Raw genomic sequence first — 25,940 nt, forward strand, 5'->3', positions numbered from 1 at the left:
CAATGGGCGTTGCAACCACTTTTGATGCAAAAAGATACCGGCCCGTTGGCCGTGCGGCTGCGTGACTTTGCCGAGGCCGACCTGCCCACGATGGGCCAAGCCCTGACCGACCCGCGCGTGACCGCGTACTACGGGCTCTCCACCGAAGCCGGCACGCCGCAGGCCGTCGCCCGCGAGCAGCTTGACTGGCTGCGCGAGCTGCAGGCGCTGGAGGAGGGCTGGTGGCAGGCCATCGTGGCGGCCGAGGACGGAGCCCTGGTGGGCGGCCTGGGCGCCTACGACCGCGACGACGACGGCGACAGCGCCGACCTGGGCTTCTGGCTGCTGCCGGCCTACTGGGGCCGGGGCGCGATGCGCCAGGCGCTGCGGCAGTTTGCGCCGCGGGTGTTCGCACGGCTGCGCCTGCACAGCCTGGTGGCCTATGTGGAGCCGGTCAACACCGCTTCGGCGCAGGTGCTGCGGGCCTGTGGCTTTCAGCACGAGGGCCTGCTGCGCGAATGCACGCGCCGGGGCTCGGCCTACGTGTCGCTGGAGCGCTATTCGCTGCTGCGCAGCGAGCTGCCGCCGGCCTGATCAGGCCAGCGGCGACAGATGGCGCACATGGCAGCCATGCACATGGTCGTTGACCATGCCCATGGCCTGCATGAAGGCATAGACCGTGGTGGGGCCGACGAAGCTGAAGCCGCGTTTCTTCAAATCCTTGGACAGCGCGGTGGCCTCGGCCGAGGTCGTCATCGCGCGCAGGGTTGCCCAGCTGGGCTGCTGCGGGCGGCTGGCCGGCGCGGGGGCCCAGCGCCAGACGTAGGCGTCGAAGCTGCCGAACTCTTGCTGCAGCGCCAGCACGCGCTGCGCGTTGTTGATGGTGGATTCGATCTTGCCGCGGTGGCGCACGATGCCGGCATCCTGCAGCAGGCGTTCCACGTCGGCCTCGCCGAAGCGCGCCACCCGCTCGGGGTCGAAGCCGGCAAAGCCCGCGCGGAAGGCCTCGCGCTTGTTCAGGATGGTGAGCCACGACAGCCCGGCCTGGAAGCCTTCGAGGCTGATTTTCTCGAACAGCCGCCGGTCGTCGTGCACCGGGAAACCCCATTCCGCGTCGTGGTAGCGCTGGTACAGCGGCGTGGCGGCGCACCAGGCGCAGCGCAGGGCGCCGTCGTCGCCGGCGAACAGTCCTTCGGGCGGGGCGGCACTCATTTGGGGGCGGCCCAGTAGGGCTTGAGGACCTGCGCCTCGGCATCGAAGCGCTCGTTGACGCGGCGGGTCTCGTCGGCCAGCACGGCGGTCTGCTTGTCGGCCTCCTGCTGGTCCTGCGTGTTGGTGCCGACGCGCTCGCGCAGCGACGCGGGGGCCTTGGCCGGGTCCTTGCGGTAGAACTCCATCTCCTCGTCAAGCTTGGCGCGCTCCGACTCGATGATGCGCTTGCGCACCTGCACGGTTCGGGCCTGCTCCTGCAGCAGCACCAGGTTGGCCGAGCGCTCGGCGTCGTGCACGGCCTTGCTGGGGTAGCGCGCGGCCAGCGCGCGTTCGCGCCGCTTGCCCTCGCCCGCGCGGCTGCGCTCCTCGGCCTCGCGGCGCTGGCGCGCGGCCTGCTCGGCGCGCTCGTATTCGGAGGTGTTGGGGCCGATGGTGCGCACCGCGCCCGTGGGCGAGATCACCTGCTGCTCGCGATCGGCGCAGGCGGCGATGGGGCGGTCGGCAGTGAGGTGGCGGCCCTGGGCGTCCACGCAGGCATAGACCGTCGCGGTGGCGCCCGGCTTGGGCTGGGCCATGCCCGTTGCCGCCATGCCCAGCGCCAGCGCTGCCGTAGCCACCCACCGAATGTCTTGTGCCGCCATGCGTTCCCGGTCCCCTGTTCGTTCTGTCTTGTCGTTATACCCCGTAGCGCTCGCGGTAGGCCTGCACCCGCGCGTGGTGCTCGCTGGCCGCGCCGTCGCCCAGGTAGCGCAGCAGGTCTTCGAGCCTGGCGATCGTGCAGACCTGCATGCCCAACTGGCTCTGCACATACTGTACGGCGCTGTAGGGCACGTCCTGGCCATTCTCGGTGGCTTTTTCCTGGCGGTCGAGCGCGATCGCCATGGCGTGCGGCACGGCGCCTGCGGCCTTGATCAGCGCGATGGACTCGCGCGCGGCGGTGCCGGCGGACATCACGTCGTCGATGATGAGCACCCGGCCCTTCAGCGGCGCGCCCACCAGGCTGCCGCCTTCGCCGTGGTCCTTGGCTTCCTTGCGGTTGTAGGCGAAGGGCACGTTCCGGCCCAGGCGGGCCAACTCGACGGCCACCGTGGCGGCCAGCGGGATGCCCTTGTACGCGGGGCCGAAGACCATGTCGAACTCGATGCCGCTGTCCACGATGGCGTTGGCATAGAAGGCCGCCAGCCGGCCCATCTTGGCGCCGTCGTCGAACAGCCCGGCGTTGAAGAAGTACGGGCTCATGCGCCCGGCCTTGGTCTTGAATTCGCCAAACCGCAAGACCCCCGCTTCCACGGCAAAACGCACGAATGCCTGCGCCAGCTCGCCGGCACCGGCCGACTGTGGGAGACTATCCACCATGACCCAATCCTTGTTCAAATTAACCAGCCTCAACCTGAATGGCATCCGCTCGGCGGCCAACAAAGGGGTGATTCCCTGGGTCGAGGCGACCCGGCCCGATTGTATTTGCGTCCAGGAAATCAAGGCGCAGCATGCGGACATGCAGGGCAAGTTCGAGCAGATCGACGGCATGCACGGCTACTTCCAGTTTGCCGAGAAGAAGGGTTACTCGGGCGTGGGCGTGTACACCCGCCACGAGCCCAGCGACGTGGTCATCGGCTTCTCGCCCACCGAGTTCGACGCCGAGGGCCGCTACGTGGAGCTGCGCTTCGACAAGCCGGGGCGCAAGCTGTCCATCATCAGCTGCTACTTCCCGAGCGGCAGCTCGGGCGAGGACCGGCAGCTGGCCAAGTACCGCTTCCTGGCCGAGCTGCACCCGCAGCTGATGCGGCTCAAGGGCGAGCGCGACTTCATCCTCTGCGGCGACGTGAACATCGCCCACCAGAATGCCGACCTGAAGAACTGGCGCAGCAACCAGAAGAACAGCGGCTTCCTGCCCGAGGAGCGCGCCTGGATGACCGGGGTGCTCGAAAAAGAAGCCGAGGCCGGCGGCCTGATCGACGTCTACCGCCTGCTGCAGCCCGACACCACCGACGCCTGCTACACGTGGTGGAGCAACCGCGGCCAGGCCTACGCGAACAACGTGGGGTGGCGCCTGGACTACCACCTGGCCACGCCGGCGATTGCGGCGCTGGCGCGCGCCGAGCACATCTACAAGGAGCAGAAGTTCTCCGACCACGCGCCGATCACCATCGACTACGAGCTGGCGCTGTAAGCGGGGTCTTCAAAAACAGGAGCTGCTGGCGCTCATTGTCATTGGTTTTCAAATGGAAAACTATTTGAAAATCAATGGAGTCAAGCGGTAGAAGCTCCTTTTATAGGAGCGGTCTTCGCCTGGCCGGCAGCGGCCTTTCGGGCCATTGACGGGGCCGGCGGCCCGGTTCACCATGGCAGGTGGTCTTTCCGAAAGGAGCACGCCATGGCTGAGCAAGACAAGGTGTTCGCGGGCTCGCTGCCGCAGTTCTACGACACGCTGATGGTGCCGCTGATCTTCGCGGACTATGCGGCCGACATGGCGGGCCTGGTGGCCGCCTTTGCGCCCGGCGCGGTGCTGGAGACGGCGGCCGGCAGCGGCGCCGTCACCCGGGCGCTGGCGCCGCAGCTGCGCGCCGATGCGCGCTACGTGGTCACCGACCTGAACCAGCCCATGCTCGACTACGCCATCGGCCGCCAGCCGGCGGACAGCCGCATCGCATGGCAGCAGGCCGACGCGCTGGCGCTGCCGTTCGGCGACGCTTCGTTCGACATCGTCTGCTGCCAGTTCGGCGCCATGTTCTTCCCCGACCGGGTGGCCGGCTACGCCGAGGCGCGGCGCGTGCTGCGGCCCGGCGGGCACCTGCTCTTCAGCGTCTGGGACCGCATCGAGGACAATGCCTTCGCCGACGAGGTCACGACGGCCATGGCCGCGCTGTTCCCCGCCGACCCGCCACGCTTTCTCGCCCGCACGCCGCACGGCTACCACGACGTGGAGCGGATCCGCGAGGACGTGCAGCGCGCCGGCTTCGCCGACATCGCGATCGCCACGCACGAGAAACAGAGCCGCGCGCCATCGGCCCGCGAGGTGGCCATCGCCTACTGCCAGGGCACGCCGCTGCGCGGCGAGATCGAGGCGCGCGACGCCGGCCTGCTGCCGCTGGCGACCGAGCGCGCCGCCGAGGCCATCGCCCGCCGCCATGGCAACGGCCCGGTGGCCGGCAAGATCCAGGCGCATGTGATCGTGGCCGGCCGCTAACCGGCCGCAGTCAGCGCGCCAGCCGGTAGGTGGACTGCACCAGGCCCGAGGCAAAGCTGCGGCTGGCCACCAGCGTCCAGTCAATGTCGTGCGGCACGGCGCCGAACAGCGGGCGACCCGCGCCCAGCAGCACCGGCACGGTGGTGACGACCATGTCGCTGACCAGGCCCTCGCGCAGAAAGGACTGGATCAGCTGCCCGCCGTCCACATAGATGCGGCGCACGTTCTGCCGCGCCAGTTCGGCGAGCAGCTCCTGGGGCGTCTGCGCCGAAAACCGCAGCCTGCCGCGCAGCGCCTCGGGTACGGCCGTACCGGCCAACTGCCGCGACAGCACGACGACGAGGCGGTCGTAGGGCCAGGGATCGAAGCCGGCCACGGCCTCGTAGGTGCCGCGGCCCATCACGATCAGGTCCTTGTCGGCGATGAAGGCCGGGTAGCCGTGGTCCTCGGCGGGATCGTCGCGCTGCAGCAGCCAGGCGATGTCGCCGTCGGCGCGGGCGATGAAGCCGTCGAGGCTGGTGGCGATGAAGACGTGGGCGGTGACCATGCGGGGCTCCTGGGGCAAACGGGCATTAGAGCATCGCCGGAGCGGGCGCAAAAAAAGGCCACGGACGCCGGGCGTCCGTGGCCTTTTCAGCCGCTGCGAAAGTACCGCTCAGTGGCTGCTGTCGATGGTCTTCACATGCTCGGCCACCTGCGCGGCGGTCACGTCGCCGGGGCGGCCGCCCCAGGTCTGGCGCATGTAGTTGACCAGGTCGGCCATCTCCTCGTTGCTGAGCTTGTCGGCAAAGCCGGGCATGGTCTGCATGCGCTCGCCCTGGGCCAGGTCGCGCTCGTGCACGCCTTCGCGCACCACGCGGATCAGGTTGATCGGCGTGGGGAACATGGCCGTGGTGTTGGTGCTCATGGGCAGCGACGAATGCGGCTGGCCCGCGCCCTGCGCGCCGTGGCAGCCCGCGCACAGGCCCAGGTACAGGTGCTCGCCCTTGACGTTGACCTGGCCCTCGGGCGCCTTCACCTTGGGGCCGGGCATCTCGCGGTTCTGGGTCAGGTAGGCGGCCATGGCGCGCACGTCCGCCTCGGCCATGCGCGAGGTGGAATGCTCGAGCACCGAGGCCATGCGGAAGGTCATCACGCCCTGCGGCGACACGCCGCTGCGGAAGAACTGCACCAGGTCGGCCTTGTTCCAGCCGCGCTCGCCGAGCGCATCGGGCGTGATGGCGGGGGCGTACGAGCCCTCGATGGTGTTGCCTTCCAGGTAGTGCGCGGCATCCATGGCGAAGGTCGCCTTGGTGCGCGGGCTGTGGCACTCGGCGCAGTGGCCCAGCACGTCCACCAGGTACTTGCCGCGCGCCAGCTCGTCCATCGACGGATCGAACTCCTTGGCGGCGGGGCGGTTGAGCACGTTCCACGCCGCCACGGCCGGGCGGATGTTGAACGGGAAGTGCATGCCGCTCGGCTGGTTGGCCACCTCGACCGCGGGCTGCTTCATCAGCCACACCCACAGCGCATCGACGTCGCCGCGCGTGATCTGGTGGTAGCTGGCGTACGGCATGGCCGGGTACAGGATCTTGCGGCCCGGGGCGATGCCGGCGGCCACTGCGCGGTACAGGTCGTCGGCCGTCCAGTTGCCGATGCCGTGCTCCTTGGACGGCGAGATGTTGGTGCCGTAGAGCGTGCCCATGGGCGTGACCATCGGCACGCCGCCCGCCAGCTCGGCGCCGGTCGTCGGAGAGCTGTGGCAGGCCGCGCAGTCGCCGGCGCGGAACACCTGCTCGCCGCGCTTGTACAGCGCGTCGAACTCCTTGGCGTCCAGCTTGGTGAAGTCCACCGTCGCTGGCGGCACGCTGCTGGAGCTGCCATACCAGTACATGCCGCCAGCCACCAGCACGCCGGCCACCACGGCCAGGCCCAGGCCCTTGATCCAGCTGCGTTTAGCCATTGCTGACAACCTCCTTGGTGCGCTTGCCCGTGGTCAGGCCCGGCGTCTTGAGGATCACGTCGCGCACGGCGTTGTAGTAGCGCACGTAGCCGGTGCAGCGGCAGATGTGGGGTTCGAGCTGCTGCTCGATGGCCTTCTCCACGTCGTCGGCGGGCACGGGATGCTTCTCGAGCTTTTCCACCAGCACGGTGGCCGAGTTCACGAAGCCCGGCGTGCAGTAGCCGCACTGGAAGGAGTAGTGCTCCAGGAAGGCCTTCTGCACGGGCGACGGATGGACCACGCCCTTGTCGTCCACCGAGGCGATGCCCTCGACGGTGCGGATGGTCTTGCCGTTGAGCCAGGTCACGCCGGTCACGCAGGCGGGCACGGTGATGGAGCCCTTTTCCGGGTCGTCCACGATGATGGTGCAGGCGCGGCACACGCCCTGGCCGCAGCCCAGTCGGGTGCCGTTCATGCCCACGTATTCCTGCAGGAACTCGATCATCATCAAGTCCTTGGGAACGTCGACGGGGCCTACTTTTTTGCGGTTGATGGTGGCGGAGAATTGGATACGGTCCTGCATCACAGTACCTCTTTGATCTTGTCGGGGGTCACGGGGGTGGCATGGAAGCGCTTGCCGGTGGCGTGGGCGATGGCGTTGACGCAGGCGGCGACCACCGGGATCATCACCACCTCGGCCATGCCCTTGGGCGGGTCGGTACGCGACAGCGGCGGCAGCACCACGCCCTCGGCCTTCCACACGGCCACTTCGCTGGCGCGCGGCACGTGGTAGCGGTTCAGGCTCCACTGGCCGTTGCCCGGGCCGGTCTCGTGGCGCGGCAGGTCTTCGTACAACGCATGGCCGATGCCCATGGCCACGCCGCCCTGGATCTGGCCCGAGACCAGCTCGGGCACGATCTGCGTGCCGCACTCCAGCCAGGTCTTGTGCGACAGGAGGCTCACCTTGCCCGTGCCCGGCGACACCGACAGCTCCACCATGGTGGCGCAAGGCGCGTAGTACACCGTGCCCGCGTTGGTGCGCTGTACCGGCGGGTAGTAGACCTTGTCGCGCGCGATGAAGGCGTAGCCGTCGGATTTCATCGTGGCCTTCTTGGCCTCGCCGGCACCCTTGCCGTACTGCACGGACAGGGCGTCGATCATGGCCTGGAACTTCCTGCCATCGACGGTGAAGTCCGCCTTGGCCCAGGCCCAGCGGTTGAAGGCGTGCACGCACACGCCGGTCACCAGGCCCAGCTCGTGGGCGCGGGCGGCCAGGCGCTCCAGGCTCAGCGGCTCCAGGCCTTCGGCCACGAGCAGGCGGTCGCGCCACTCCAGCATGTCCTCGGTGACGGTGCTGGGCAGCAGCTGGCCGCCGCCTTCCTTGCTGGACCAGATGGACTGGGCCGCGGGCCACAGGCAGAGCTTGAGCAGCAGCTGCGCGGCCTGCTGCGTGGCGTGGCGGAAGTAGTAGGCCGAGTTCGAGGCCGACACCGGCGACACCAGGCGCGGCACCCAGGTCGGGTCCTTGGCCAGCTCGTCTTCCTTGGCCTGGGGCGTGGTGTAGGGCTCGTCCTTGGTGTGCAGCGGCAGGTTGTCCCACTGGTTCACCGCGAAGTCCACGTCGTCCGCCGGGTGGCCGAGGAAAGGCTCCACCGCCACCATTTGCGACGTGGTGCTGCCGGTGCCGATCTCGGTGGCGATGTGGCGCATCTTGATGCGGCCCTCGGGCGTGATCTCGAGCTGTGCGATCGAGGCTTCCGCGCCCGTGCCGAAGTCCTTCTGCACCGCGCCGAAACCTATGCCGTAGCGCAGGCCGGGGTTGGCCGCCTCGAAGTCGGCCTTGCGCTTGGCGCGCTCGGTCCACATCGGGTCCTTGGCGGCCATCTCGAGGATTTCTCCGATGCGCAGGTGGCCCGAGGGCGAGGCGCCTTGGGTGTTCTTCATGCTGCTCTTGAGCACGTTGCGCTGGCGCAGCTCGATGGCGTCGAGGCCGATCTCCTGGGCGATCTCGTCGACCAGCATCTCGGTGTAGGCCATGGACTGCACCGTGCCGTAGCCGCGCATGGAGCCGGCCGTCACGCCGATCGAGGGATAGACCTCGGTCGACAGGTCGCTCTCGGGGAAGTAGTAGATGGACTGCGCCGCCGTCACGGCCACCGTGCCCACCGAGGGGCTGAAGTTGGTCACGCCGCCGCCGTCGCCCACCATGTGGCAGGTCAGCGCGTGGAACTTGCCGTCCTTGTCCACCGAGATCGCGGTCTCCACGTCGAAGGGGTGGCGCTTGAGCGCGAACTGGAAGTGCTTCCAGCGGTCCAGCGCCAGCCGCACCGGGCGGCCCTGGGCGTACAGCGAGGCCAGCGCCACGTAGAACGGGAAGGGGTGGTGCTCCTTCTGGCCGTAGCCCACGGTGTAGGAGCTGATGTAGTCGAGCTTGTTCAGCGGCAGCTTGCTGTCCTTGAGCATGTGCAGCACATGCTCGGCCGTGCCATAGGGCGCCTGGGCGGCGGCCACCATGTGCAGCGTGCCGCTGTGCCGCTCGTACCAGGCCAGGCCGTTTTCCATTTCCATGGACATGTGCTCGATGGACTGGCTGTAGTACTTGCGGGCAAAGGCGCGCAGGCCTTCCTTGGGCTGCTTCATCTCGGCCTGGATGCGGGCCGACTCGCCCATCAGCGCGCCGAAGGCCGGATGGCTGCGGTCGGGCCAGTGCACGCCCTTTTCGTCGAGCTGCGGCCAGACGACGGTGTTCTTCATCGGCGAGAACTTGTCCTCGCCGTAGCCGCCAGCATCGTTATCGCCCTGCACCCGCACATAGCGCGCGGCCACGTAGGGCGCGCGCGGCGGCTGGGCGGCCTCGGCGCCGAAGCGGAAGATCGCGTCGTTGAAGCGCAGGCGCTGGTTGGCCACGCGGAACTTCTCGTAGTCATGCCAGATGGCCACGGCCACCGGGTGGCCCAGCATGGGCGAGACCTGGCCCTTCTTGACGAAGAATTCGCCGTAGAAGCCGGGCTCGGGCATGCCCACGCCGTCGGCGGCGATGGACTCGGCGTCGATCAGCACGTCGGGCTGGTACTCGCTGCCCAGCACCGACAGGTCGAGGCCCTCGTAGATGCGGTCGGCGCGCGGGATGTGGATGGTCAGCGCATGCGACTGCTGCTCGGGCCAGCCTTGCATGTCCCGGGCGCGCAGGTCGATGGCAAAGACCTTCTGCCCGGTGACCTTGGCCAGGCCGTCGCGGCGGTAGTTGAGCGTGTTGCCGCTGATCCAGTGGGTCTCCTGACCCCCGGCGGGCGTGATCAATTCCGCGAGCGCGTCTTTGACCGGGCGTACGCTTGCAATCACGCCCATGGCGGCGGCGGCTTTCAGGAAACCTCGCCGGTTCAAGTCCAGTTTGGACACGGTTCACTCCTCACTGCAATGCGCACAGGCGGCAGCAAGGGCTGGCGTGGGCACATCGCTAGATGACTATGTATTCCCCGGGCGGTTATACGCCCAAGAGTCAAAAAGCAGGTGATAACGGCTGCTGCTGTCGGCTTTCGCCTACATGCCAGCAGCCCGGCCGTCCGCCACGCTTTGGTCTTTGACAAGACAAAGAGGCGCGGAGTATAGGTAAAAACCATGAGCCGGCGAGTTGTTACACGCAAACGCCAGCTAATTACTCGGGAACCCGCGGCCCATCCGGCAGCTTGCAAAAAAGAGAGCGGCTGGCGCTTGTTATATCTAATTTTCAAATGGTTTTGCATTTGAAACACTTGATATGTAAGCGCCAGCCGCTTCTATTTCAGGAGCGTTGGTCGGGGCCGGATCAGCCTCTCAGCACCGAGAGCACCTCGTCCAGCATCTTCTTGGCGTCGCCGAACAGCATGCGGTTGTTGTCCTTGTAGAACAGCGGGTTGTCCACGCCGGCGTAGCCCGAGGCCATGGAGCGCTTCATCACGATGGAGTGCTTGGCCTTCCAGACCTCGAGCACCGGCATGCCGGCGATGGGGCTGTCGGGGTCTTCCATGGCGCTGGGGTTCACGATGTCGTTGGCGCCGATCACCATGGCCACGTCCGCATCCGGGAAGTCCTCGTTGATCTCGTCCATCTCCATCACGATGTCGTAGGGCACCTTGGCCTCGGCCAGCAGCACGTTCATGTGGCCCGGCATGCGGCCGGCCACCGGGTGGATGGCGAAGCGCACCTCCACGCCCTTCTCGCGCAGTGTCTTGGTGATCTCGTACACGGTGTGCTGGGCCTGGGCCACGGCCATGCCGTAGCCGGGCACGATGATCACGCTCTTGGCTTCGCGCAGCATCTCGGCGGTCTCGGCGGCGCTCACCGGCACCACTTCGCCCTGCGGTTCGGCCGCCTTGTCGCCCGTGGCCGCCTTCTTGGGCGCGCCCGAGCCGAAGCCGCCGGCGATCACGCTGATGAAGTTGCGGTTCATCGCCTGGCACATGATGTACGACAGGATGGCACCCGACGAGCCCACCAGCGCGCCGGTGACGATCAAGAGGTCATTGTTCAGCATGAAACCCGTGGCCGCCGCCGCCCAGCCCGAGTAGCTGTTGAGCATGGACACCACCACCGGCATGTCGGCGCCGCCGATGGCCATCACCATGTGCACGCCGAACAGCAGCGCGATCACGGTCATCACGACCAGCGGCGTCATGCCGGCCTGCACGTCGTGCGCGTTCAGGAACTGCTTGCCGAACCAGATCACCACCAACAGCGCGGCCAGGTTGAGCCAGTGGCGGCCGGGCAGCAGCAGCGGCTTGCCGCCAATGCGGCCGGCGAGCTTGCCGAAGGCGATCAGCGAGCCGCTGAAGGTGACCGCGCCGATCAGGATGCCGATGTAGATCTCCACCTCGTGGATGGCCTTCTCGGCGCCGCTGAACTGCACCGAGGTATCGACATAGCTGGCAAAGCCCACCAGGCAGGCCGCCAAGCCCACCAGGCTGTGCATGAGCGCGACCAGCTCGGGCATCTGCGTCATCTTGACGATCTTGGCCGCATACAGGCCAATGCCGCCGCCGATGACCAGCGCGATCACGATCCAGGCGATGCCGGACGGGCTGACGCGCGGGCCGAACACGGTGGCCAGCACGGCCAGCGCCATGCCGATCATGCCGAACAGGTTGCCGCGGCGCGAGGTTTCCGGGTTGGACAATCCACCCAGGCTGAGGATGAACAGGATGGCCGCGCCCAGGTAGGCGACGGTAGCGAGACTTTGGGACATGTGCGTCTTTCCTTGCTTGTTCTTGTTATGGCTTACTTGCGGAACATGGCCAGCATGCGACGCGTGACGGCAAAGCCGCCGAACATGTTGACGGCCGTGAGCACCAGCGCAGCGAACGCCAGCCACATGATCAGTCCGTCAGGCCTGCCGTTCGTGCCCGCCTCGGGCGGCGCGATCTGCACCAGCGCGCCGATGGCGATGATGCTGGAGATGGCGTTGGTCACGCTCATCAGCGGCGTGTGCAGCGCGGGCGTCACGTTCCACACCACCATGTAGCCGATGAAGCAGGCCAGCACGAACACCGTGAAGTGGCCGAGGAACGCCGCGGGCGCATAGGCGCCGATCAGCGCGAACAGCACGGCCGCCACGGCAAACACGATGACCAGCGACTTGACCGACATGGGCGCGCCGGCGCCATGGCCGTGGCCGCTCTTCTTCTCGGCCACGGGTGCGGCCGCTGCCTTGGGTGCGGGCACCGGGGCCTGCTTGAGCGGCGGTGCGGGCCAGGTGATCTCGCCGTCCTTGATGACGGTGAGGCCGCGGATCGCGTCGTCCTCCATGTTGACCACGGCCACGCCATCCTTGGCCTTGCACAGCTCTTCGGTCAGGCGCAGCAGGTTGGTGGCGTACAGCGTGGACGACTGCTTGGCCAGGCGCGAGGCCAGGTCGGTGTAGCCGATGATGGTCACGCCATGGCGCACCACGGCCTCGCCGGGCACGGTCAGCTCGCAGTTGCCGCCCTGTTCGGCGGCCATGTCCACGATCACGCTGCCGGGCTTCATGCTCTGCACCATCTCGGCGGTGATGAGCTTGGGCGCCGGCTTGCCGGGGATCAGCGCGGTGGTGATGATGATGTCGGCATCCTTGGCCTGCGCGGCATACATCTGGCGCTGCGCGGCCTGGAAGCCCTCGCTCATGACCTTGGCGTAGCCGCCGCCGCCCGAGCCGTCTTCCTCGTAGTCCACCTTGACGAACTCGCCGCCCAGCGACTTGACCTGGTCGGCCACCTCGGCGCGCGTGTCGTTGGCGCGCACGATGGCGCCCAGGTTGGCCGCCGTGCCGATGGCCGCGAGGCCCGCCACGCCGGCACCGGCGATGAACACCTTGGCCGGAGGCACCTTGCCCGCAGCCGTGATCTGGCCGTTGAAGTAGCGGCCGAAGGCATTGGCCGCCTCGATCACGGCGCGGTAGCCGGAGACGCCGGCCGTGGAGGTCAGCGCATCCATCTTCTGCGCGCGCGAAAGCGTGCGCGGCAGGCAGTCGATGGCCAGCACCGTGGCCTTCTTGGCGGCCAGCTGCTGCATCAGCTCGGGGTTCTGCGCGGGCCAGATGAAGTCGATCAGCGTTCCGCCTTCGCGCATCAGGCCGACTTCGTCAGCGCTCGGCGGGCGCACCTTGAGCACGATGTCCGAGGCGGACCACAGCGCTGCCGCATCGGGCAGGATCTCGGCACCGGCGGCGCGGTAGGCGTCATCGCTGAAGTTGGCGGCCTCGCCGGCGCCGGATTCGATGGCGACCGTGAAGCCCAGCTTGACGAGCTTCTCGACCACATCGGGCACGGTGGCGACACGTTTTTCCAGCGGGAAGGTTTCGCGCGGCACGCCTATGCGTTGGGCAGCGCTGGGCTGGGCGCTGTTGGGCGGCGCCGCTGGATTTGGACTAGTCTGCATGAAGGATCTCTCCTGGAGTTTTGGAATCGTTGCGTCGGGCTCGCCGCTTGGCTGCGGCTGTGTTGCCAGATGGTTGGGCAGACTTGTAGCACAGGCTTGTGGTGCGGGCCAGAGGGAAAACGTCGGCGCAGTCACCCTGTGGTCAGAATAGGACGCCGGTGCCCGTGTTATGGTCGTGCCCGGCGTTTCTTTGTTCAACCATTTCCATGCTCCAGTACCACACGGTCCCCGTCACCCCCTTCCAGCAGAACTGCTCCCTGGTCTGGTGCGACCAGACGATGGAGGCCGCCGTCATCGATCCGGGCGGCGACCTGGAGCAGATCGAGTGGGAGCTGGAGCGCCTGGGCCTCACGCTCAAGGCCATCTGGCTGACGCACGCGCACATCGACCATGCCGGCGGCACGGGCGAGCTGGCGCAGAAGCTGCAATTGCCCATCGTCGGGCCGCAGGAGGAGGACCAGTTCTGGATCGACGGTCTGCCGCAGCAAAGCGCGATGTTCGGCTTTCCCGAGGTGCTGCCGTTCACGCCCACGCGCTGGCTGCATGACGGCGACACCGTGCAGATCGGCCGCGAGACGCTGCAGGTGCGCCACACGCCGGGCCATACGCCAGGCCATGTGGTGTTCCATGCGCCGCAGATCGAGCGCTGCTTCGTCGGCGACGTGCTGTTCGCCGGCAGCATCGGCCGCACCGATTTCCCGCGCGGCAACCACCAGCAGCTGATCGACAGCATCACCGGGCGGCTGTGGCCCATGGGCGACCAGACGGTGTTCATCCCCGGTCACGGGCCCGAGAGCAGCTTCGGCCGCGAGCGCCAGAGCAATCCCTACGTCGGCGGCACCTGATCCGCCGGGCCATGCGCCATCGCGGGCGGTGGCGCACGGCAGTCCATCAGCGCTGCTGCAGCACCAGCGCGGCTTCGTTGAGGGATGCTGCCAGATCCTCCAGCGCGGCGGGGCTCGGCGCGGCCTCCTCGTCCTTGCGGACGATGCCGGTCAGCTGGCCATTGGGCAGGCCCAGGCGCCGGGGATAGAAGCCATAGGACGTCTTGCCCAGGTAGGGTGTCCAGTCGCCTTCGCCATCATTGACGCTGTACTTGAAGATATAGCCGTGCTGCGGCGTGGTGCTGCCGGACAGCGTCTTGATGCAAATGACGGTCCCGGCCAGGTCGCCCCGCACCTGGTGCTCGCAGACGAAGCGCTTGTTCGAGGAGACGACGATGCCGGAGCCCATGTCGGTCGCGGGACCGGTGGTGGTGAACTCGGGGATCTCCACCTGCCAGCCCAGCGTGGGTGAATAGGTGGTGAAGAACCACGCACCCTTGAGGCTGTCCGGCACCGGCTGGTAGCCGAAGCTGAAGCGCGTGATGGCTTTCTCGGGCTCGCCGGGGAAGGTGATGAAGCCGTTGGTGCCATCCACGAAGCGGATGCGCACCAGGCCGGCCGAGCCTTTTTCCTCGCCGGAGCGGTCGCCGCTGCCGAGATAGCGGCCGCCTTCGTAGTGCTTCAGCTCTGCAGAAACCTGGTTGTCCACCACGCTGCCCGTTGCCAGGTAGAACGTGGGCTTGCCGCTGCTCTCGTAGGCATACATCTGCATCACCAGCGTGTTGTTCTGCACGTCGATGCTCAGGCCCCGGCCCGGCTTGCCGTTGAGTTCGTCGTTCATCACCCAGGTGCCTGCCTGCGGCATGAAAGCATAGGCCGCACTGGTTCCCAGCAGCAGCGCTGCTGCCGTCCATTTCTTCAACATATACCCTGTCCCTCTATGTGTAAAAACAAAATCCGCCATTGGCGGACTTTGAATGCTACATGTACATATGCGTACTTTTGTAATTTTTGTATGTATAAGCTCATCGATCAAATCAATGAGATGTGCAGTGGGAAGTGATTTTTTTCAAGAAAAGGTAAGGATGTTCTGCTATCTAAAAGATAGTTTCTTGGATTCAGTTGCGCCGGGCCTGTTGGTATAAACCCTGCACCTTGGGCACATTGCTTTGTAGGATGCGGATGCGGTCCGGGCCGGTGGGGTGGGTGGAGAGAAAGCCCACGCCGCCGCTGCCGGTGACGCGGCCCATCTTCTCCCACAGGCTGACCGCGGCCTGCGGGTTGTAGCCGGCGCGGGCGGCCAACTCCAGGCCGACGAGGTCGGCATCGGTCTCGTCGCTGCGGCTGAACTTGAGCGACAGCAGTTGCCCGCCCAGGTTGGCCGCGGCGGTGCCCACGTCGCCCAGGCCCAGCAGCGAGGCGCCCAGCCGGATGCCGATGCTCGTGGCCTGGTTCTTGGCCAACTGCTCGCGCGAATGCTCGCGCAGCGCGTGGGCCATCTCGTGGCCCATCACCATGGCGATCTCGTCGTCGCTGGGCTGGATCTGGGCCAGCAGCCCGGTGAAGAAGGCGATCTTGCCGCCGGGCATGCAGAAGGCGTTCACGTCCTTGCTGCCGATGAGGTTCACCTCCCATTTCCAGTCGCGGGCGCGCGGGTTCCAGGCCATGGCCTGCGGGATCAGGCGCTGGGCGATGGCGCGCAGCCGTTCCAGCTGCGGGTCGCCGGCCTTGGCCAGCGCGCCCTTGGCCGCGGCCTGCTGCAGCATCTGCCCGTACTGCTGCTGCGCGGCCTGCTCCAGCGTTTCGGCCGGCACCAGGGTGCGCAGGCTGGAGGACTTGCCCACGTCCACCTGGGCCAGCGCGGGGGCCATGGCAGCCGCGGTGGCCAGCGCGAACAACAGGTGGCGGAAGGAAGAGGGGGAGGATGCGGCGCGATGCATCCTCACATTATGTGACCTGCGCTTGCGTGCTGTTGCGCTGCGCCCGCATCTCGGCCTGCACCACCACCAGCAGGCCGGCAAGCACCGCGGCCAGGCCCAGCCAGGCGCTCAGCGGCTGGTGCTCGCCCACGATCCACACCGCCAGCACGAAGGCGGCCACCGGCTCGACCAGGCTCAGCGCCACGCCGGTGGGGCCGGAGATGTGGCGCAGCCCGATGGAGAACAGCATGTGCGCGATGCCGGACACCACCGCGCCCAGGTAGACCACGACGAGCAGGGCCGACAGCGTGAACGCAGGCGGGCCGCTCTGCAGCCAGGCGATGGGCGCGGCGAACAGCGCGGCGCCGGTGAACACATAGAAGTTGACCACCTTGGGCGGCATGTGGCCGACCAGGCGCTTGTTGATCAGCGCATAGCCCGCGTACGACAGCCCCGCCAGCAGGCACAGGCCCAGCCCGGGCCACGAGACGGCGCCGCCGGCGCCCTTGCCCATGACCATGGCCGCGCCGCCGGCCACGCTGATGAGCGTGCCCGCCCACCACAGCAGGGCGAGCGGCGCGCGCAGCACCAGGGCCTGCAGCAGCCCGGCCCAGATCGGGCTGCTGCCTATGGCCACCGCCGTGCCCACGCCCACGCCGGCGAGCTTGACGCCCTCGTAGAAGAACACGCTGTAGCCACCGATGCCCAGCGACGCCCAGGCGAACCACGACCAGCGCAGGCCGGCCTGGCGTGGATCGAGCGTGAAGTCGGGTGGACGCCGGCGCAGCGACAGCAGCAGCGCCGCCAGCAGGAACACGCTGGCCGCCGCCAACTGGGCCGCGCCCACCCAGAACGGCGACAGCCCGGCCGCGCCCAGGTGCTGCGCTGTGCCGCTGGTGCCCCAGAGCACGCCGGCCACCGACACCAGCGCGATGCCGAAGGCGGAAGAAGAAGCGAATGGTTGGCTCATGCCAGCATGGTGCGGCCGCCGGGGGATGGCGATTGTCGAGAAACGCTCAGGGTGCGTGCCCGGAGGCGGGCTGGGCCGCGCCGGCCTTTTCGAGCAGGAAGTCGATGCAGGTGCGCATGGCCTTGGTGCGGTGGCGGCTGGGCATGTACAGCAGGTACATGTGCTCGCCGTAGATGCTCAGCCGGTAGTCGTCCAGCGCGGTGACGATCTCGCCGCTGGCCAGCTTGTCGGGCAGCACGTAGTCGGGCACCAGGCCCACGCCCAGGCCGGCCAGGATGCCCTTGCGCAGGAAGGGGAAGTGGTCCGAGATCAGCGTGGGCTCCAGCACCACCTCGTGGCGCGTGGTGGCGTCTTCGGCGCACATGCGGATCTGCCGGCCCAGCGCGCCCACCGAGATGATCGGCGCCTCGCACAGCTCCTGCGGCGTGCGTGGCATGCCGTGGGCCTCGGCGTACTCACGCGAGGCGCAGACGATGCAGCGCACGTCGCCCAGGCGGCGCGCCACCAGCGACGGCGGCGGCTCGTTCATCACGCGGATGGCCAGGTCCACCTCGTCGCGCAGGTGGTCGGTGCGGTTCTCGAACAGCACGTCGAGCACGATGCCGGGGTACAGGTGCTTGAACTCGATCAGCCAGTCGGCCATGACCAGGTCGCCGAAGCCGCTGGGCACGCTGATGCCCACGCGCCCCTGCAGGCCCTGGCCGAGCTGCTCCACGGTCTCGCGCGCGGCCAGGATTTCGTTCTGGATATTGCGGCCGTGCTCGTACAGGCGCAGGCCCACCTCGGTGGCCTCGACCCGCCGCGTGGTGCGGCGCACCAGCTGCGCGCCCACCGATTTCTCGAGCTGCGACAGGTGGTAGCTCACGTTGGCGCGCGTCATGTTGAACTTGCGGGCCACCTGGCTGAGGTTGCCGCAGTCTATGATTTCCACGAGCAAGGTGAGAGACTGCAGATCCATGGCAACTGTCCAAATATATATGACAGTTTGTCAATAAATTCTAGGATTGTCAAAGTGCATTGTCATCCACACAATGCAGAGGTTTTTCCTCAAAATCCACCCAGGAGACTCCCGCATGTCCGCAGCCGCTGTCCAAACGCATCTTCACGGCCAGGTCCTGGTCGTCAGCATCAACAATCCCCCCGTGAATGCCCTGGGCCAGGCCGTGCGTGCCGGCCTGTTGGCCGCCATCGAGCAGGCCGAGGCCGATGCTGCCGCCCGGGCCGTGCTGATCGTGGGCGAGGGCAAGGCCTTCATCGCCGGCGCCGACATCCGCGAGTTCGGCAAGCCGCCGATGGCGCCGTCGCTGCCCGAGGTGCTGAACCGGCTCGAGGCTTCGGACAAGATCGTGGTCGCCGCCATCCACGGCCCCGCACTGGGCGGTGGACTGGAAGTGGCCATCTCGGCCCACTACCGCGTGGCCCTGGCCGGCGCCAAGCTCGGCCTGCCCGAAGTGAACCTGGGCCTGCTGCCCGGCGCCGGCGGCACGCAGCGCGCACCGCGCCTGATGGGCGTGAAGGCCGCCACCGAGCTGATGCTCAGCGGCAAGCACCTGTCGGCCAAGGCCGCGCTGGCCTCGGGCCTGGTGGACCAGCTCGCCGAGGGCGACGACCCCGTGGCCGCCGGCCTGGCCTATGCCAACCAACTGCTGGCGCAGGGCGCCCAGCCGCGCCGCACGCGCGACATCGTGATCGCCGACAAGGCCGCCGCGCTCGCCGAGCTGGATGCGCTGGCCGCCGACACCGCCAAGAAGAGCCGCGGCCTGTTCTCGCCTCTGAAGATCGTTGAGTGCGTGCGCGCCGCCGTCGAGCTGCCGTTCGACGAGGGCATCGCCAAGGAGCGCGCGCTCTTCGTCGAATGCCTGAACAGCCCGCAGCGCCAGGGCCTGATCCATGCCTTCTTCTCCGAGCGCGAGACGGCCAAGATCCCCGAGGCCAAGGCGGCCCAGCCCCGCGCGCTGGGCAAGATCGCCGTGATCGGCGGCGGCACCATGGGCGCCGGCATCACCGTGGCGGCGCTGGACGCCGGCCTGCCGGTGGTGATGATCGAGCGCGACGCCGACTCCATCGCGCGCGGCCAGGCCAATGTGGAAAAGGTCTACAACGGCCTGATCGCCAAGGGCCGCATGACCGAGGAGGCCAAGGCCGCCATCCTGGCGCGCTACACGCCCAGCACTTCCTACGATTCCATCAAGGATGTCGACCTGGTGATCGAGGCCGTGTTCGAGGACATCGAGGTCAAGAAGGCCGTGTTCAAGGAGCTGGACCGCGTCTGCAAGCCGGGCGCCGTGCTGGCCACCAACACCTCGTACCTCGACATCGATGCCATCGCCGCCGTCACCTCGCGGCCGCAGGACGTGATCGGCCTGCACTTCTTCAGCCCGGCCAACATCATGAAGCTGCTGGAGATCGTGGTGCCCGCCAAGGTCGCGCCCGACGTGGTGACCACGGCCTTCGAGCTGGCCAAGAAGATGAAGAAGATCCCCGTGCGCGCCGGCGTGTGCGACGGCTTCATCGGCAACCGCATCCTGGCCGTGTACAAGCAGGTGGCCGACTACATCATGGAAGACGGCGCCTCGCCGTACGAGATCGACGAGGCCGTGCGCGGCTTTGGCTACCCGATGGGTCCGTTCCAGGTGACCGACCTGGCCGGCGGCGACATTGGCTGGGCCACGCGCAAGCGCAAGGCCGCCACGCGCGACCCCAAGGCGCGCTACGTCGAGATCGCCGACCGCATCTGCGAGAACGGCTGGTTCGGCCAGAAGACGGGCCGCGGCTTCTACCTCTACCCGCAGGGTGCCCGCGTGGGCCAGCCCGACCCCGAGGTGCTGGCCATCGTCGACGCCGAGCGCGCCAAGAAGGGCGTGGCGCCGCGCAAGTTCGGCGCCGAGGAAATCATGCGCCGCTACATGGCCGCGATGATCAACGAAGGCGCCAAGGTGCTGGAAGAGGGCATCGCGCTGCGCCCGCTTGATATCGACGTGACCTTCCTGTCCGGCTACGGCTTCCCGCGCTTCCGCGGCGGCCCGATGAAGTACGCCGACATGGTCGGCCTCGACAAGGTGCTGGCCGACGTGCAGGCCTTCGCCAAGGAAGACCCGCTGTTCTGGCAGCCCGCGCCGCTGCTGCAGAAGCTCGTCGCCGAAGGCAAGAACTTCGACAGCCTGAACCAGGCTGCCAAGTAAAAACAGGAGCTGCTGGCGCTTGTTCAACAAGGTTTTCAATATGAAAACATATTGAAAATAAGGTGTGACAAGCGCTAGAAGCTATCAAAAGCATATTCCAACAATCACCCCAGGAGCAAACATGCGCGAAGCCGTCATCGTATCCACCGCCCGCACGCCGCTGGCCAAGTCCCACCGCGGCGAGTTCAACGTCACCCCGGGCGCGCAACTCGCGGCCTACTCGGTCAAGGCTGCCGTCGAGCGCTCGGGCGTGGACCCGGCCCTGCTCGAGGACCTGATCCTGGGCTGCGGCTTTCCCGAAGGCACGGCCGGCCGCAACATCGGCCGCCAGGCGGCGCTGCGCGCGGGCCTGCCGGTGTCGGTGGGTGGCACGGTCATCAACCGCTTCTGCTCCTCGGGCCTGCAGGCCATCGCCGTGGCCGCCGGCCGCATCGTGGTCGAAGGCGTACCCGCCCTCGTGGCCGGGGGCATGGAAAGCATCTCGCTGCTGCGCCCGGCCGGCCGCAACGGCACGGCCGACCTCGATCCCTGGCTGGTCGAGCACAAGCCCGGCCTGTTCCTGGAGATGATCGACACCGCCGACATCGTGGCCCAGCGCTATGGCATCAGCCGCGAAGACCAGGACGCCTTCGCGCTGCAGAGCCAGCAGCGCACGGCGGCCGCGCAGGCCTCCGGCGTGTTCAAGGACGAGATCGTGCCCTGCGCCGCGCGCATGGCCGAGAAGAACAAGGAAACCGGCGAGGTCACGTACAAGGACGTGGTCGCCACCATGGACAACTGCAACCGCCCCTCGACCACCATCGAAGGCCTGGCCAAGCTCGAGCCGGTAAAGGGCGAGGGCAAGTTCGTCACCGCCGGCAACGCCTCGCAGCTGTCCGACGGCTCGGCCGCCTGCGTGATGATGGAGGCCAAGGAGGCCGAGCGCCGCGGCCTGTCGCCGCTGGGCGCCTTCCGCGGCTTCGCCATCGGCGGCTGCGAGCCCGACGAGATGGGCATCGGCCCGGTGTTCGCCGTGCCGCGCCTGCTCGAGCGCGCGGGCCTGAAGGTCGACGACATCGACCTGTGGGAGCTGAACGAGGCCTTCGCCTCGCAGGCCCTGTACTGCCAGCGCAAGCTGGGCATCCCCAACGAGCGCCTGAACGTCAACGGCGGCGCCATCTCCATCGGCCACCCCTTCGGCATGACGGGCGCGCGCCTGGCGGGACACATCCTGCTCGAAGGCCAGCGCCGCAAGGCCAAATGGGGCGTGGTCACCATGTGCATCGGCGGCGGCATGGGCGCGGCCGGACTGTTCGAAATTTTCTGAGGAGACCGCAATGGATCTGCAATTCACCCCCGAAGAGGAAGCCTTCCGCGCCGAGGTGCGGGCCTTCCTGCAAGACAAGCTGCCCCCGGCGCTGGCCGCCAAGGGCAAGAACGGCCAGCGCCTGACGCGCGCCGACCAGGAAGGCTGGCACGCCATCCTCAACGACAAAGGCTGGCTGGCCTACCACTGGCCCAAGGAGCACGGCGGCACCGGCTGGTCGGCGGTGCAGAAGTTCATCTTCGACGATGAATGCGCGCTCGCCGGCGGCCCGCGCCTGGTGCCCTTCGGCCTGTCCATGCTCGGCCCGGTGCTGATCAAGTACGGCAACGAGGAACAGAAGCAGCACTGGCTGCCGCGCATCCTGAACGGCGCCGACTGGTGGTGCCAGGGCTACTCCGAGCCGGGCGCCGGCTCCGATCTGGCCTCGCTCAAGACGACGGCCGTGCGCAATGGCGACCACTACATCGTCAACGGCCAGAAGACCTGGACCACCCAGGGCCAGCACGCGAACATGATGTTCTGCCTGGTGCGCACCAACAAGGACGTGAAGTCGCAGCAGGGCATCAGCTTCGTGCTGATCGACATGAACCAGCCCGGCGTGGAAGTGCGCCCCATCCGCACGCTGGACGGCGACAAGGAAGTCAACGAAGTCTTCCTGACCGACGTGAAGGTGCCGCTGGAAAACCTGGTGGGCGAGGAGAACAAGGGCTGGACCTACGCCAAGTACCTGCTGACCTACGAGCGCACCGGCATCGCCGGCGTGGGCTTCTCGATGGCCGGGCTGGAAAAGCTCAAGGTCATCGCCCAGCGCGTGCAGCGCAACGGCAAGCCGCTGATCGAGGACCCGCAGTTCGCCACCCGCATGGCCAAGGTCGAGATCGAGCTGCTGAACATGGCCACCACCAACCTGCGCGTGATCGCGTCGGTGGCGCACGGCGGCGTGCCGGGCGCGGAAAGCTCCATGCTCAAGATCAAGGGCACGGTGATCCGCCAGGAGCTGCTGTCGCTGATCCGCCGCGCCATGGGCCCGTATGCGCTGCCCTTCATCGAGGAAGCCCAGTACGCCGAGTACGCCGACGAGCCGGTGGGCCCGAAAGAGGCCGCCACCGCGGCGGCCGCGTACTTCAACTACCGCAAGCTGTCGATCTTCGGCGGCTCGAACGAAATCCAGCGCAACATCATCTCCAAGATGATCCTGGGCCTGTAAGGAGACCTCCATGAACTTCCAACTGGACGAAGACCGCCGCATGCTGGCGGATGCGCTGAACCGCTACCTCAGCGAGCAGTACGCCACCGAGTACCGCAACAAGATGGCCTATGGCGAGGCCGGCTACAGCGCCGACACCTACGCCAAGCTGGCCGAGCTGGGCGCCATCGGCGCGCTGTTCAAGGAGTCCGACGGCGGCTTCGGCGGCGCGGGCGTGGACATCAGCGTGGTGTTCGAGGCCCTGGGCACGCACCTCGTGGCCGAGCCGGTGCTGGGCGCCTTCCTGGTCGGCCGCGCGCTGACCGAGGTGGGCACCGACGCGCAGAAGGCCAGGCTCGAAGGCATCATCGGCGGCGAGACGGTGTGCGCGCTGGCGCACGACGAGCCCGCCAACCACTACGAGCTGAACCGCGTGGCCACGACGGCCAAGAAGGATGGCGACGGCTGGGTGCTCAACGGCAGCAAGGCCGTGGTGCTGTTCGGCGACCAGGCGCAGTTGCTGCTGGTGAGCGCGCGCACCTCGGGCGCCGTGGGCGACGAGGCTGGCATCTCGCTGTTCCTGGTGCCGGGCGATGCCGTCGGCATCACGAGCCGCGGCTACGGCCGCATCGACGGCGGCCACGCCGCCGAGCTGGTGCTCAAGGATGTGAAGGTCGGCGCCGACGCGCTGCTGGGCGGCGAGGGCCAGGGCCATGCGCTGCTCGAGCGCGTGAGCGGCTTCGGCCTGCTGGCGCTGGCCGCCGAATCGCTGGGCGCGATGGACGTGGCCAAGAACCACACGCTGGAATACCTGCGCACGCGCAAGCAGTTCGGCGTGCCGATCGGCAGCTTCCAGGCCCTGCAGCACCGCATGGCCGACATGCTGCTCGAAGTCGAGCAGGCGCGTTCGGCGGTCATCAATGCCGCCGCCGCCATCGACGAAGCCGACCGCACCGCGCGCGAGAAGGCGCTGTCGGCCGCCAAGTACACCGTGGGCCAGATCGGCACGCTGATCGCCGAGGAATCCATCCAGATGCACGGCGGCATCGGCGTGACCTGGGAGCTGCCGCTGGCGCACTACGCCAAGCGCATCGTGATGATCGACCACCAGCTCGGCGACATGGACCACCACCTCGCCCGCTACATGGCGCTGGGGCTGGCATGAGCGCAGCGCCGGGCCGCCCCCAGCAAGCTCGCGCCCCCTCGGGGGGCAGCGAAGGACACGCAGTGCCGAGCGTGGGGGCTATGAATGATGCGCTGCTGACGCGCCGCGAAGGCGGCGTGCTGGTGCTGTCCAACAACAACCCGGAAGCACGCAATGCGCTGTCGCCCGCGTTCTACGCGGGCGTGACGGCCGCGCTGAACGAGGCGGCGCTGGACCCCACGGTCACGGCCATCGTGCTCACCGGCGAGGGCGGGCACTTCTGTGCCGGCGGCGACCTGCGCCAGCTGGCCACGCGCCGCGACCTGCCGATCATCGAGCGCCGCATCAAGCTCGAAGGCCTGCACAACCTGGTGCGCGCGCTGCGCGACTGCCCCAAGCCGGTGATCGCCGCCGTCGAGGGCGCGGCCGCCGGCGCCGGCCTGTCGGTGGCCCTGGCCTGCGACATGCTGGTGGCGGCCAAGAACGCGGTGTTCTCGGTGGCCTACGTGAAGGTCGGCCTCACGCCCGACGGCGGCGCCACGGCCTTCCTGGCCGAGTTTGTCTCGCGCCAGGTGCTGACCGAGCTGTGCCTGACGGGCGAGCGCCTGAGCGGCGAGCGCCTGCACGCGCTGGGCGCGGTCAACCGCCTGGCCGAGCCCGGCCAGGCGCTGCAGGCCGCGATCGCCCTGGCGCAGCAGGTGGGCGAGGGCCCCGAGCTGGCCATGGCGCGCATCAAGCAGCTGTGCCGCATGGCGCCGCACAACACGCTGGAGCAGCAGCTCGAGCAGGAGGCGCAGTTCATGATCCAGTCGCAGGAGACGGCCGAGTCGCGCGAAGGCATCGGCGCTTTCCTCGACAAGCGCGCGGCGGACTACGCGAAATTGCGCAAGTAAACCAAACCCAAGGAGACAAGCAATGGCAGGCAATGACCGCCCGAATGGCAAGGATGGCACGGATGGCATGGACTTTCCGCTGGAGGGCGTGCGTGTGCTCGACCTGTCGCGCGTGTTCGCCGGCCCGCTGTGCGGCATGGTGCTGGCCGACTTCGGCGCCGAGGTCGTGAAGGTGGAGCACCCGGGCCGCGGCGACGACACGCGCGACTGGGGCATCCGCATCGGCAAGACCGAGACCACCTACTACAACAGCATGAACCGCAACAAGCGGTCCATCACCATCGACCTGCAGAGCCCCGAGGGCCTGAAGCTCATCCACGACCTGCTGCCGCAATTCGACGTGGTGATCCACAACTTCAAGACCGGCGGCGCCGAGAAGCTGGGCCTGGGCTACGAGCAGCTCAAGGCGATCAAGCCCGACCTGATCTACTGCGCTGTCTCTGGCTACAACAGCAGCGGCCCCGAGGCCAAGCGCCCGGGCTACGACCTGGTGATCCAGGGCGAGGCCGGCCTGATGGCGCTGAACGGCGACGCCAGCATGCCGCCGCTCAAGTTCGGCGTGGCCGTGGTCGACCTGATGACCGGCATGTACGCGGCCCAGGCCATCCTGGCGGCGCTGTACCGCCGCAGCCGCACCGGCCAGGGCCGGCTGGTGGAGATGGCGCTGTACGACAGCGGCATCATGGTCACCGGCTACTACGGGCTCGACGCGCTCAAGCTCGGCCACGACCCCGAGCGCTACGGCAACGCCCACCCGTCCATCGTGCCCTACGGCATGTACGAGTCGGCCGACGGCCCGATGATCATCGCCGTGGGCAACAACGCGCAGTTCGAGAAGTTCTGCCGCCAGGTGATCCAGCGGCCCGACATCGTCGAGGACCCGCGCTTTGCCACCAACGTGAACCGCACGCAGAACCGCCACGAGCTGGGCGCGATGCTCAAGGACCTGATCCGCAGCTTCCCGCGCGAGCAGCTGCTCGAACGCCTGACGGCGGCGGGCATCCCCTGCGGCCGCGTCGCCGGCCTGCACGAGGCGCTCTCCAGCGAGCGCACCCGCCAGGGAGGCCTGCTGCAGGACATGCCGCACCCCGTGGTCGGCACCACGCCGGTGTTCGCGCCGCCGTACCGCCTGGACGGCCAGCGCCTGCCCATCCGCCATGCGCCGCCCACGCTGGGCGAGGGCACGCGCGAGGTGCTGCAGCAGCTGCTGCAGCTGTCCGAAGCGGAGCTGCAGGCCCTGCGCGACAAGGGCGTGCTGACCCTGCCTTCGACCGAGTAAGTGTAAAAATAATAGCTGCTGGCGCTTGGTGTATAAGCGCTGCAGGC

23 protein-coding genes are annotated in these 25,940 nt (G+C 67.9%); 10 read left to right on the forward strand and 13 right to left on the reverse strand.

The features are described from left to right. Positions 1-24: 24 nt before the first annotated feature. Positions 25-573, forward strand: coding sequence for a GNAT family N-acetyltransferase (locus ACYVKR_RS17155; protein WP_460482154.1), 549 nt, complete (start codon positions 25-27; stop codon positions 571-573). Here the strand turns inward: ACYVKR_RS17155 and ACYVKR_RS17160 are convergent, their stop codons facing one another. Genes ACYVKR_RS17160 through pyrE form a run of 3 tightly spaced genes read right to left on the reverse strand, consistent with a single transcriptional unit; the run spans position 574 to position 2,547 of the window. Continuing rightward, positions 574-1,191, reverse strand: coding sequence for a DNA-3-methyladenine glycosylase I (locus tag ACYVKR_RS17160; protein ID WP_460482155.1), 618 nt, complete (start codon positions 1,189-1,191; stop codon positions 574-576). Next, positions 1,188-1,832: a DUF4124 domain-containing protein gene (locus ACYVKR_RS17165; protein WP_460482156.1), complete on the reverse strand. Its 645-nt coding sequence runs from the start codon at positions 1,830-1,832 to the stop codon at positions 1,188-1,190. Before ACYVKR_RS17165 ends, ACYVKR_RS17160 begins: the two co-directional genes overlap by 4 nt. A 34-nt stretch (positions 1,833-1,866) precedes the next feature. After that, positions 1,867-2,547: an orotate phosphoribosyltransferase gene (gene pyrE / locus ACYVKR_RS17170; RefSeq protein ID WP_460482157.1), complete on the reverse strand. Its 681-nt coding sequence runs from the start codon at positions 2,545-2,547 to the stop codon at positions 1,867-1,869. A gap of 10 nt (positions 2,548-2,557) precedes the next feature. Here pyrE and ACYVKR_RS17175 point away from each other — a divergent pair, with 10 nt between their 5' ends. Then, positions 2,558-3,361, forward strand: coding sequence for an exodeoxyribonuclease III (locus tag ACYVKR_RS17175; RefSeq protein WP_460482223.1), 804 nt, complete (start codon positions 2,558-2,560; stop codon positions 3,359-3,361). Positions 3,362-3,565: 204 nt separating this feature from the next. Next, positions 3,566-4,378 carry a class I SAM-dependent methyltransferase gene (locus ACYVKR_RS17180; protein WP_460482158.1) on the forward strand — a complete coding sequence of 271 codons (813 nt, stop codon included), beginning with the start codon at positions 3,566-3,568 and terminating at the stop codon, positions 4,376-4,378. Positions 4,379-4,388: 10 nt separating this feature from the next. Here the strand turns inward: ACYVKR_RS17180 and ACYVKR_RS17185 are convergent, their stop codons facing one another. From ACYVKR_RS17185 to ACYVKR_RS17210, 6 genes are all read right to left on the reverse strand, one after another. Further along, the gene (locus ACYVKR_RS17185) at positions 4,389-4,925 is read right to left on the reverse strand and encodes a dihydrofolate reductase family protein (RefSeq protein WP_460482159.1); all 537 of its coding nucleotides are present in this window, start codon (positions 4,923-4,925) and stop codon (positions 4,389-4,391) included. 108 nt (positions 4,926-5,033) lie between these two features. Beyond that, complete coding sequence (locus tag ACYVKR_RS17190) at positions 5,034-6,320, reverse strand: c-type cytochrome (protein ID WP_460482160.1); 1,287 nt, start codon at positions 6,318-6,320, stop codon at positions 5,034-5,036. Then, entirely contained in the window at positions 6,313-6,882 is a 570-nt protein-coding gene (locus ACYVKR_RS17195; RefSeq protein WP_460482161.1) for a (2Fe-2S)-binding protein, read from the reverse strand. The genes ACYVKR_RS17190 and ACYVKR_RS17195 overlap by 8 nt, the downstream gene beginning before the upstream one ends. Beyond that, positions 6,882-9,698 carry a xanthine dehydrogenase family protein molybdopterin-binding subunit gene (locus ACYVKR_RS17200; RefSeq protein WP_460482162.1) on the reverse strand — a complete coding sequence of 939 codons (2,817 nt, stop codon included), beginning with the start codon at positions 9,696-9,698 and terminating at the stop codon, positions 6,882-6,884. Before ACYVKR_RS17200 ends, ACYVKR_RS17195 begins: the two co-directional genes overlap by 1 nt. Before the next feature lie 406 nt (positions 9,699-10,104). Continuing rightward, on the reverse strand, positions 10,105-11,520 hold the full coding sequence (pntB, locus tag ACYVKR_RS17205; protein WP_460482163.1) for an NAD(P)(+) transhydrogenase (Re/Si-specific) subunit beta: 1,416 nt from the start codon (positions 11,518-11,520) through the stop codon (positions 10,105-10,107). 32 nt (positions 11,521-11,552) lie between these two features. Continuing rightward, on the reverse strand, positions 11,553-13,190 hold the full coding sequence (locus ACYVKR_RS17210; RefSeq protein WP_460482164.1) for an NAD(P) transhydrogenase subunit alpha: 1,638 nt from the start codon (positions 13,188-13,190) through the stop codon (positions 11,553-11,555). A gap of 206 nt (positions 13,191-13,396) precedes the next feature. Here ACYVKR_RS17210 and ACYVKR_RS17215 point away from each other — a divergent pair, with 206 nt between their 5' ends. Beyond that, positions 13,397-14,035 (forward strand): MBL fold metallo-hydrolase, encoded by a 639-nt coding sequence (locus ACYVKR_RS17215; protein WP_460482165.1) that lies wholly within the window; start codon positions 13,397-13,399, stop codon positions 14,033-14,035. Positions 14,036-14,081: 46 nt separating this feature from the next. On the opposite strand, the gene ACYVKR_RS17220 is transcribed toward ACYVKR_RS17215, so the two are convergent. The 4 genes from ACYVKR_RS17220 to ACYVKR_RS17235 form a co-directional block, all read right to left on the reverse strand. Continuing rightward, entirely contained in the window at positions 14,082-14,939 is an 858-nt protein-coding gene (locus tag ACYVKR_RS17220) for a hypothetical protein (protein WP_460482166.1), read from the reverse strand. A 193-nt stretch (positions 14,940-15,132) separates the two neighbouring features. After that, positions 15,133-15,954: a M48 family metallopeptidase gene (locus ACYVKR_RS17225; protein ID WP_460482167.1), complete on the reverse strand. Its 822-nt coding sequence runs from the start codon at positions 15,952-15,954 to the stop codon at positions 15,133-15,135. A gap of 7 nt (positions 15,955-15,961) precedes the next feature. After that, on the reverse strand, positions 15,962-16,903 hold the full coding sequence (locus ACYVKR_RS17230) for a DMT family transporter (RefSeq protein ID WP_460482168.1): 942 nt from the start codon (positions 16,901-16,903) through the stop codon (positions 15,962-15,964). Between the two features lie 46 nt (positions 16,904-16,949). Further along, positions 16,950-17,861 (reverse strand): LysR family transcriptional regulator, encoded by a 912-nt coding sequence (locus ACYVKR_RS17235; protein WP_460482169.1) that lies wholly within the window; start codon positions 17,859-17,861, stop codon positions 16,950-16,952. Positions 17,862-17,976: 115 nt separating this feature from the next. Between ACYVKR_RS17235 and ACYVKR_RS17240 the strand changes: the two genes are divergently transcribed. The 6 genes from ACYVKR_RS17240 (at position 17,977) to ACYVKR_RS17265 (ending at position 25,893) form a co-directional block, all read left to right on the forward strand. Further along, positions 17,977-20,085, forward strand: coding sequence for a fatty acid beta-oxidation multifunctional protein (locus ACYVKR_RS17240; RefSeq protein ID WP_460482170.1), 2,109 nt, complete (start codon positions 17,977-17,979; stop codon positions 20,083-20,085). Positions 20,086-20,206: 121 nt separating this feature from the next. After that, positions 20,207-21,391: a thiolase family protein gene (locus ACYVKR_RS17245; RefSeq protein WP_460482171.1), complete on the forward strand. Its 1,185-nt coding sequence runs from the start codon at positions 20,207-20,209 to the stop codon at positions 21,389-21,391. Positions 21,392-21,401: 10 nt separating this feature from the next. Beyond that, entirely contained in the window at positions 21,402-22,598 is a 1,197-nt protein-coding gene (locus ACYVKR_RS17250; RefSeq protein ID WP_460482172.1) for an acyl-CoA dehydrogenase family protein, read from the forward strand. Positions 22,599-22,608: 10 nt separating this feature from the next. Next, entirely contained in the window at positions 22,609-23,742 is a 1,134-nt protein-coding gene (locus ACYVKR_RS17255) for an acyl-CoA dehydrogenase family protein (protein WP_460482173.1), read from the forward strand. A gap of 80 nt (positions 23,743-23,822) precedes the next feature. Further along, positions 23,823-24,614: an enoyl-CoA hydratase gene (locus tag ACYVKR_RS17260; protein WP_460482174.1), complete on the forward strand. Its 792-nt coding sequence runs from the start codon at positions 23,823-23,825 to the stop codon at positions 24,612-24,614. A gap of 22 nt (positions 24,615-24,636) precedes the next feature. Continuing rightward, a complete protein-coding gene (locus ACYVKR_RS17265; protein ID WP_460482175.1) occupies positions 24,637-25,893 on the forward strand; it encodes a CaiB/BaiF CoA transferase family protein in 1,257 nt (418 codons plus the stop codon). The last annotated feature ends 47 nt before the right edge of the window (positions 25,894-25,940 follow it).

Source organism: Comamonas humi, from assembly GCF_054782535.1.

What these genes read in the sequence shown, in the direction of transcription:
- ACYVKR_RS17210 (WP_460482164.1), bottom strand. Translation starts at nt 13,190, where the DNA reads ATGCAGACTAGTCCAAATCCAGCGGCGCCGCCCAACAGCGCCCAGCCC.
- ACYVKR_RS17215 (WP_460482165.1), top strand. Translation starts at nt 13,397, where the DNA reads ATGCTCCAGTACCACACGGTCCCCGTCACCCCCTTCCAGCAGAACTGC.
- ACYVKR_RS17255 (WP_460482173.1), top strand. Translation starts at nt 22,609, where the DNA reads ATGAACTTCCAACTGGACGAAGACCGCCGCATGCTGGCGGATGCGCTG.
- ACYVKR_RS17185 (WP_460482159.1), bottom strand. Translation starts at nt 4,925, where the DNA reads ATGGTCACCGCCCACGTCTTCATCGCCACCAGCCTCGACGGCTTCATC.
- ACYVKR_RS17220 (WP_460482166.1), bottom strand. Translation starts at nt 14,939, where the DNA reads ATGTTGAAGAAATGGACGGCAGCAGCGCTGCTGCTGGGAACCAGTGCG.
- ACYVKR_RS17155 (WP_460482154.1), top strand. Translation starts at nt 25, where the DNA reads ATGCAAAAAGATACCGGCCCGTTGGCCGTGCGGCTGCGTGACTTTGCC.
- ACYVKR_RS17165 (WP_460482156.1), bottom strand. Translation starts at nt 1,832, where the DNA reads ATGGCGGCACAAGACATTCGGTGGGTGGCTACGGCAGCGCTGGCGCTG.
- ACYVKR_RS17230 (WP_460482168.1), bottom strand. Translation starts at nt 16,903, where the DNA reads ATGAGCCAACCATTCGCTTCTTCTTCCGCCTTCGGCATCGCGCTGGTG.
- ACYVKR_RS17225 (WP_460482167.1), bottom strand. Translation starts at nt 15,954, where the DNA reads ATGCATCGCGCCGCATCCTCCCCCTCTTCCTTCCGCCACCTGTTGTTC.
- ACYVKR_RS17260 (WP_460482174.1), top strand. Translation starts at nt 23,823, where the DNA reads ATGAATGATGCGCTGCTGACGCGCCGCGAAGGCGGCGTGCTGGTGCTG.
- ACYVKR_RS17250 (WP_460482172.1), top strand. Translation starts at nt 21,402, where the DNA reads ATGGATCTGCAATTCACCCCCGAAGAGGAAGCCTTCCGCGCCGAGGTG.
- ACYVKR_RS17160 (WP_460482155.1), bottom strand. Translation starts at nt 1,191, where the DNA reads ATGAGTGCCGCCCCGCCCGAAGGACTGTTCGCCGGCGACGACGGCGCC.
- pyrE (WP_460482157.1), bottom strand. Translation starts at nt 2,547, where the DNA reads ATGGTGGATAGTCTCCCACAGTCGGCCGGTGCCGGCGAGCTGGCGCAG.
- ACYVKR_RS17180 (WP_460482158.1), top strand. Translation starts at nt 3,566, where the DNA reads ATGGCTGAGCAAGACAAGGTGTTCGCGGGCTCGCTGCCGCAGTTCTAC.
- ACYVKR_RS17235 (WP_460482169.1), bottom strand. Translation starts at nt 17,861, where the DNA reads ATGGATCTGCAGTCTCTCACCTTGCTCGTGGAAATCATAGACTGCGGC.
- ACYVKR_RS17240 (WP_460482170.1), top strand. Translation starts at nt 17,977, where the DNA reads ATGTCCGCAGCCGCTGTCCAAACGCATCTTCACGGCCAGGTCCTGGTC.
- ACYVKR_RS17245 (WP_460482171.1), top strand. Translation starts at nt 20,207, where the DNA reads ATGCGCGAAGCCGTCATCGTATCCACCGCCCGCACGCCGCTGGCCAAG.
- ACYVKR_RS17195 (WP_460482161.1), bottom strand. Translation starts at nt 6,882, where the DNA reads ATGCAGGACCGTATCCAATTCTCCGCCACCATCAACCGCAAAAAAGTA.
- ACYVKR_RS17190 (WP_460482160.1), bottom strand. Translation starts at nt 6,320, where the DNA reads ATGGCTAAACGCAGCTGGATCAAGGGCCTGGGCCTGGCCGTGGTGGCC.
- pntB (WP_460482163.1), bottom strand. Translation starts at nt 11,520, where the DNA reads ATGTCCCAAAGTCTCGCTACCGTCGCCTACCTGGGCGCGGCCATCCTG.
- ACYVKR_RS17265 (WP_460482175.1), top strand. Translation starts at nt 24,637, where the DNA reads ATGGCAGGCAATGACCGCCCGAATGGCAAGGATGGCACGGATGGCATG.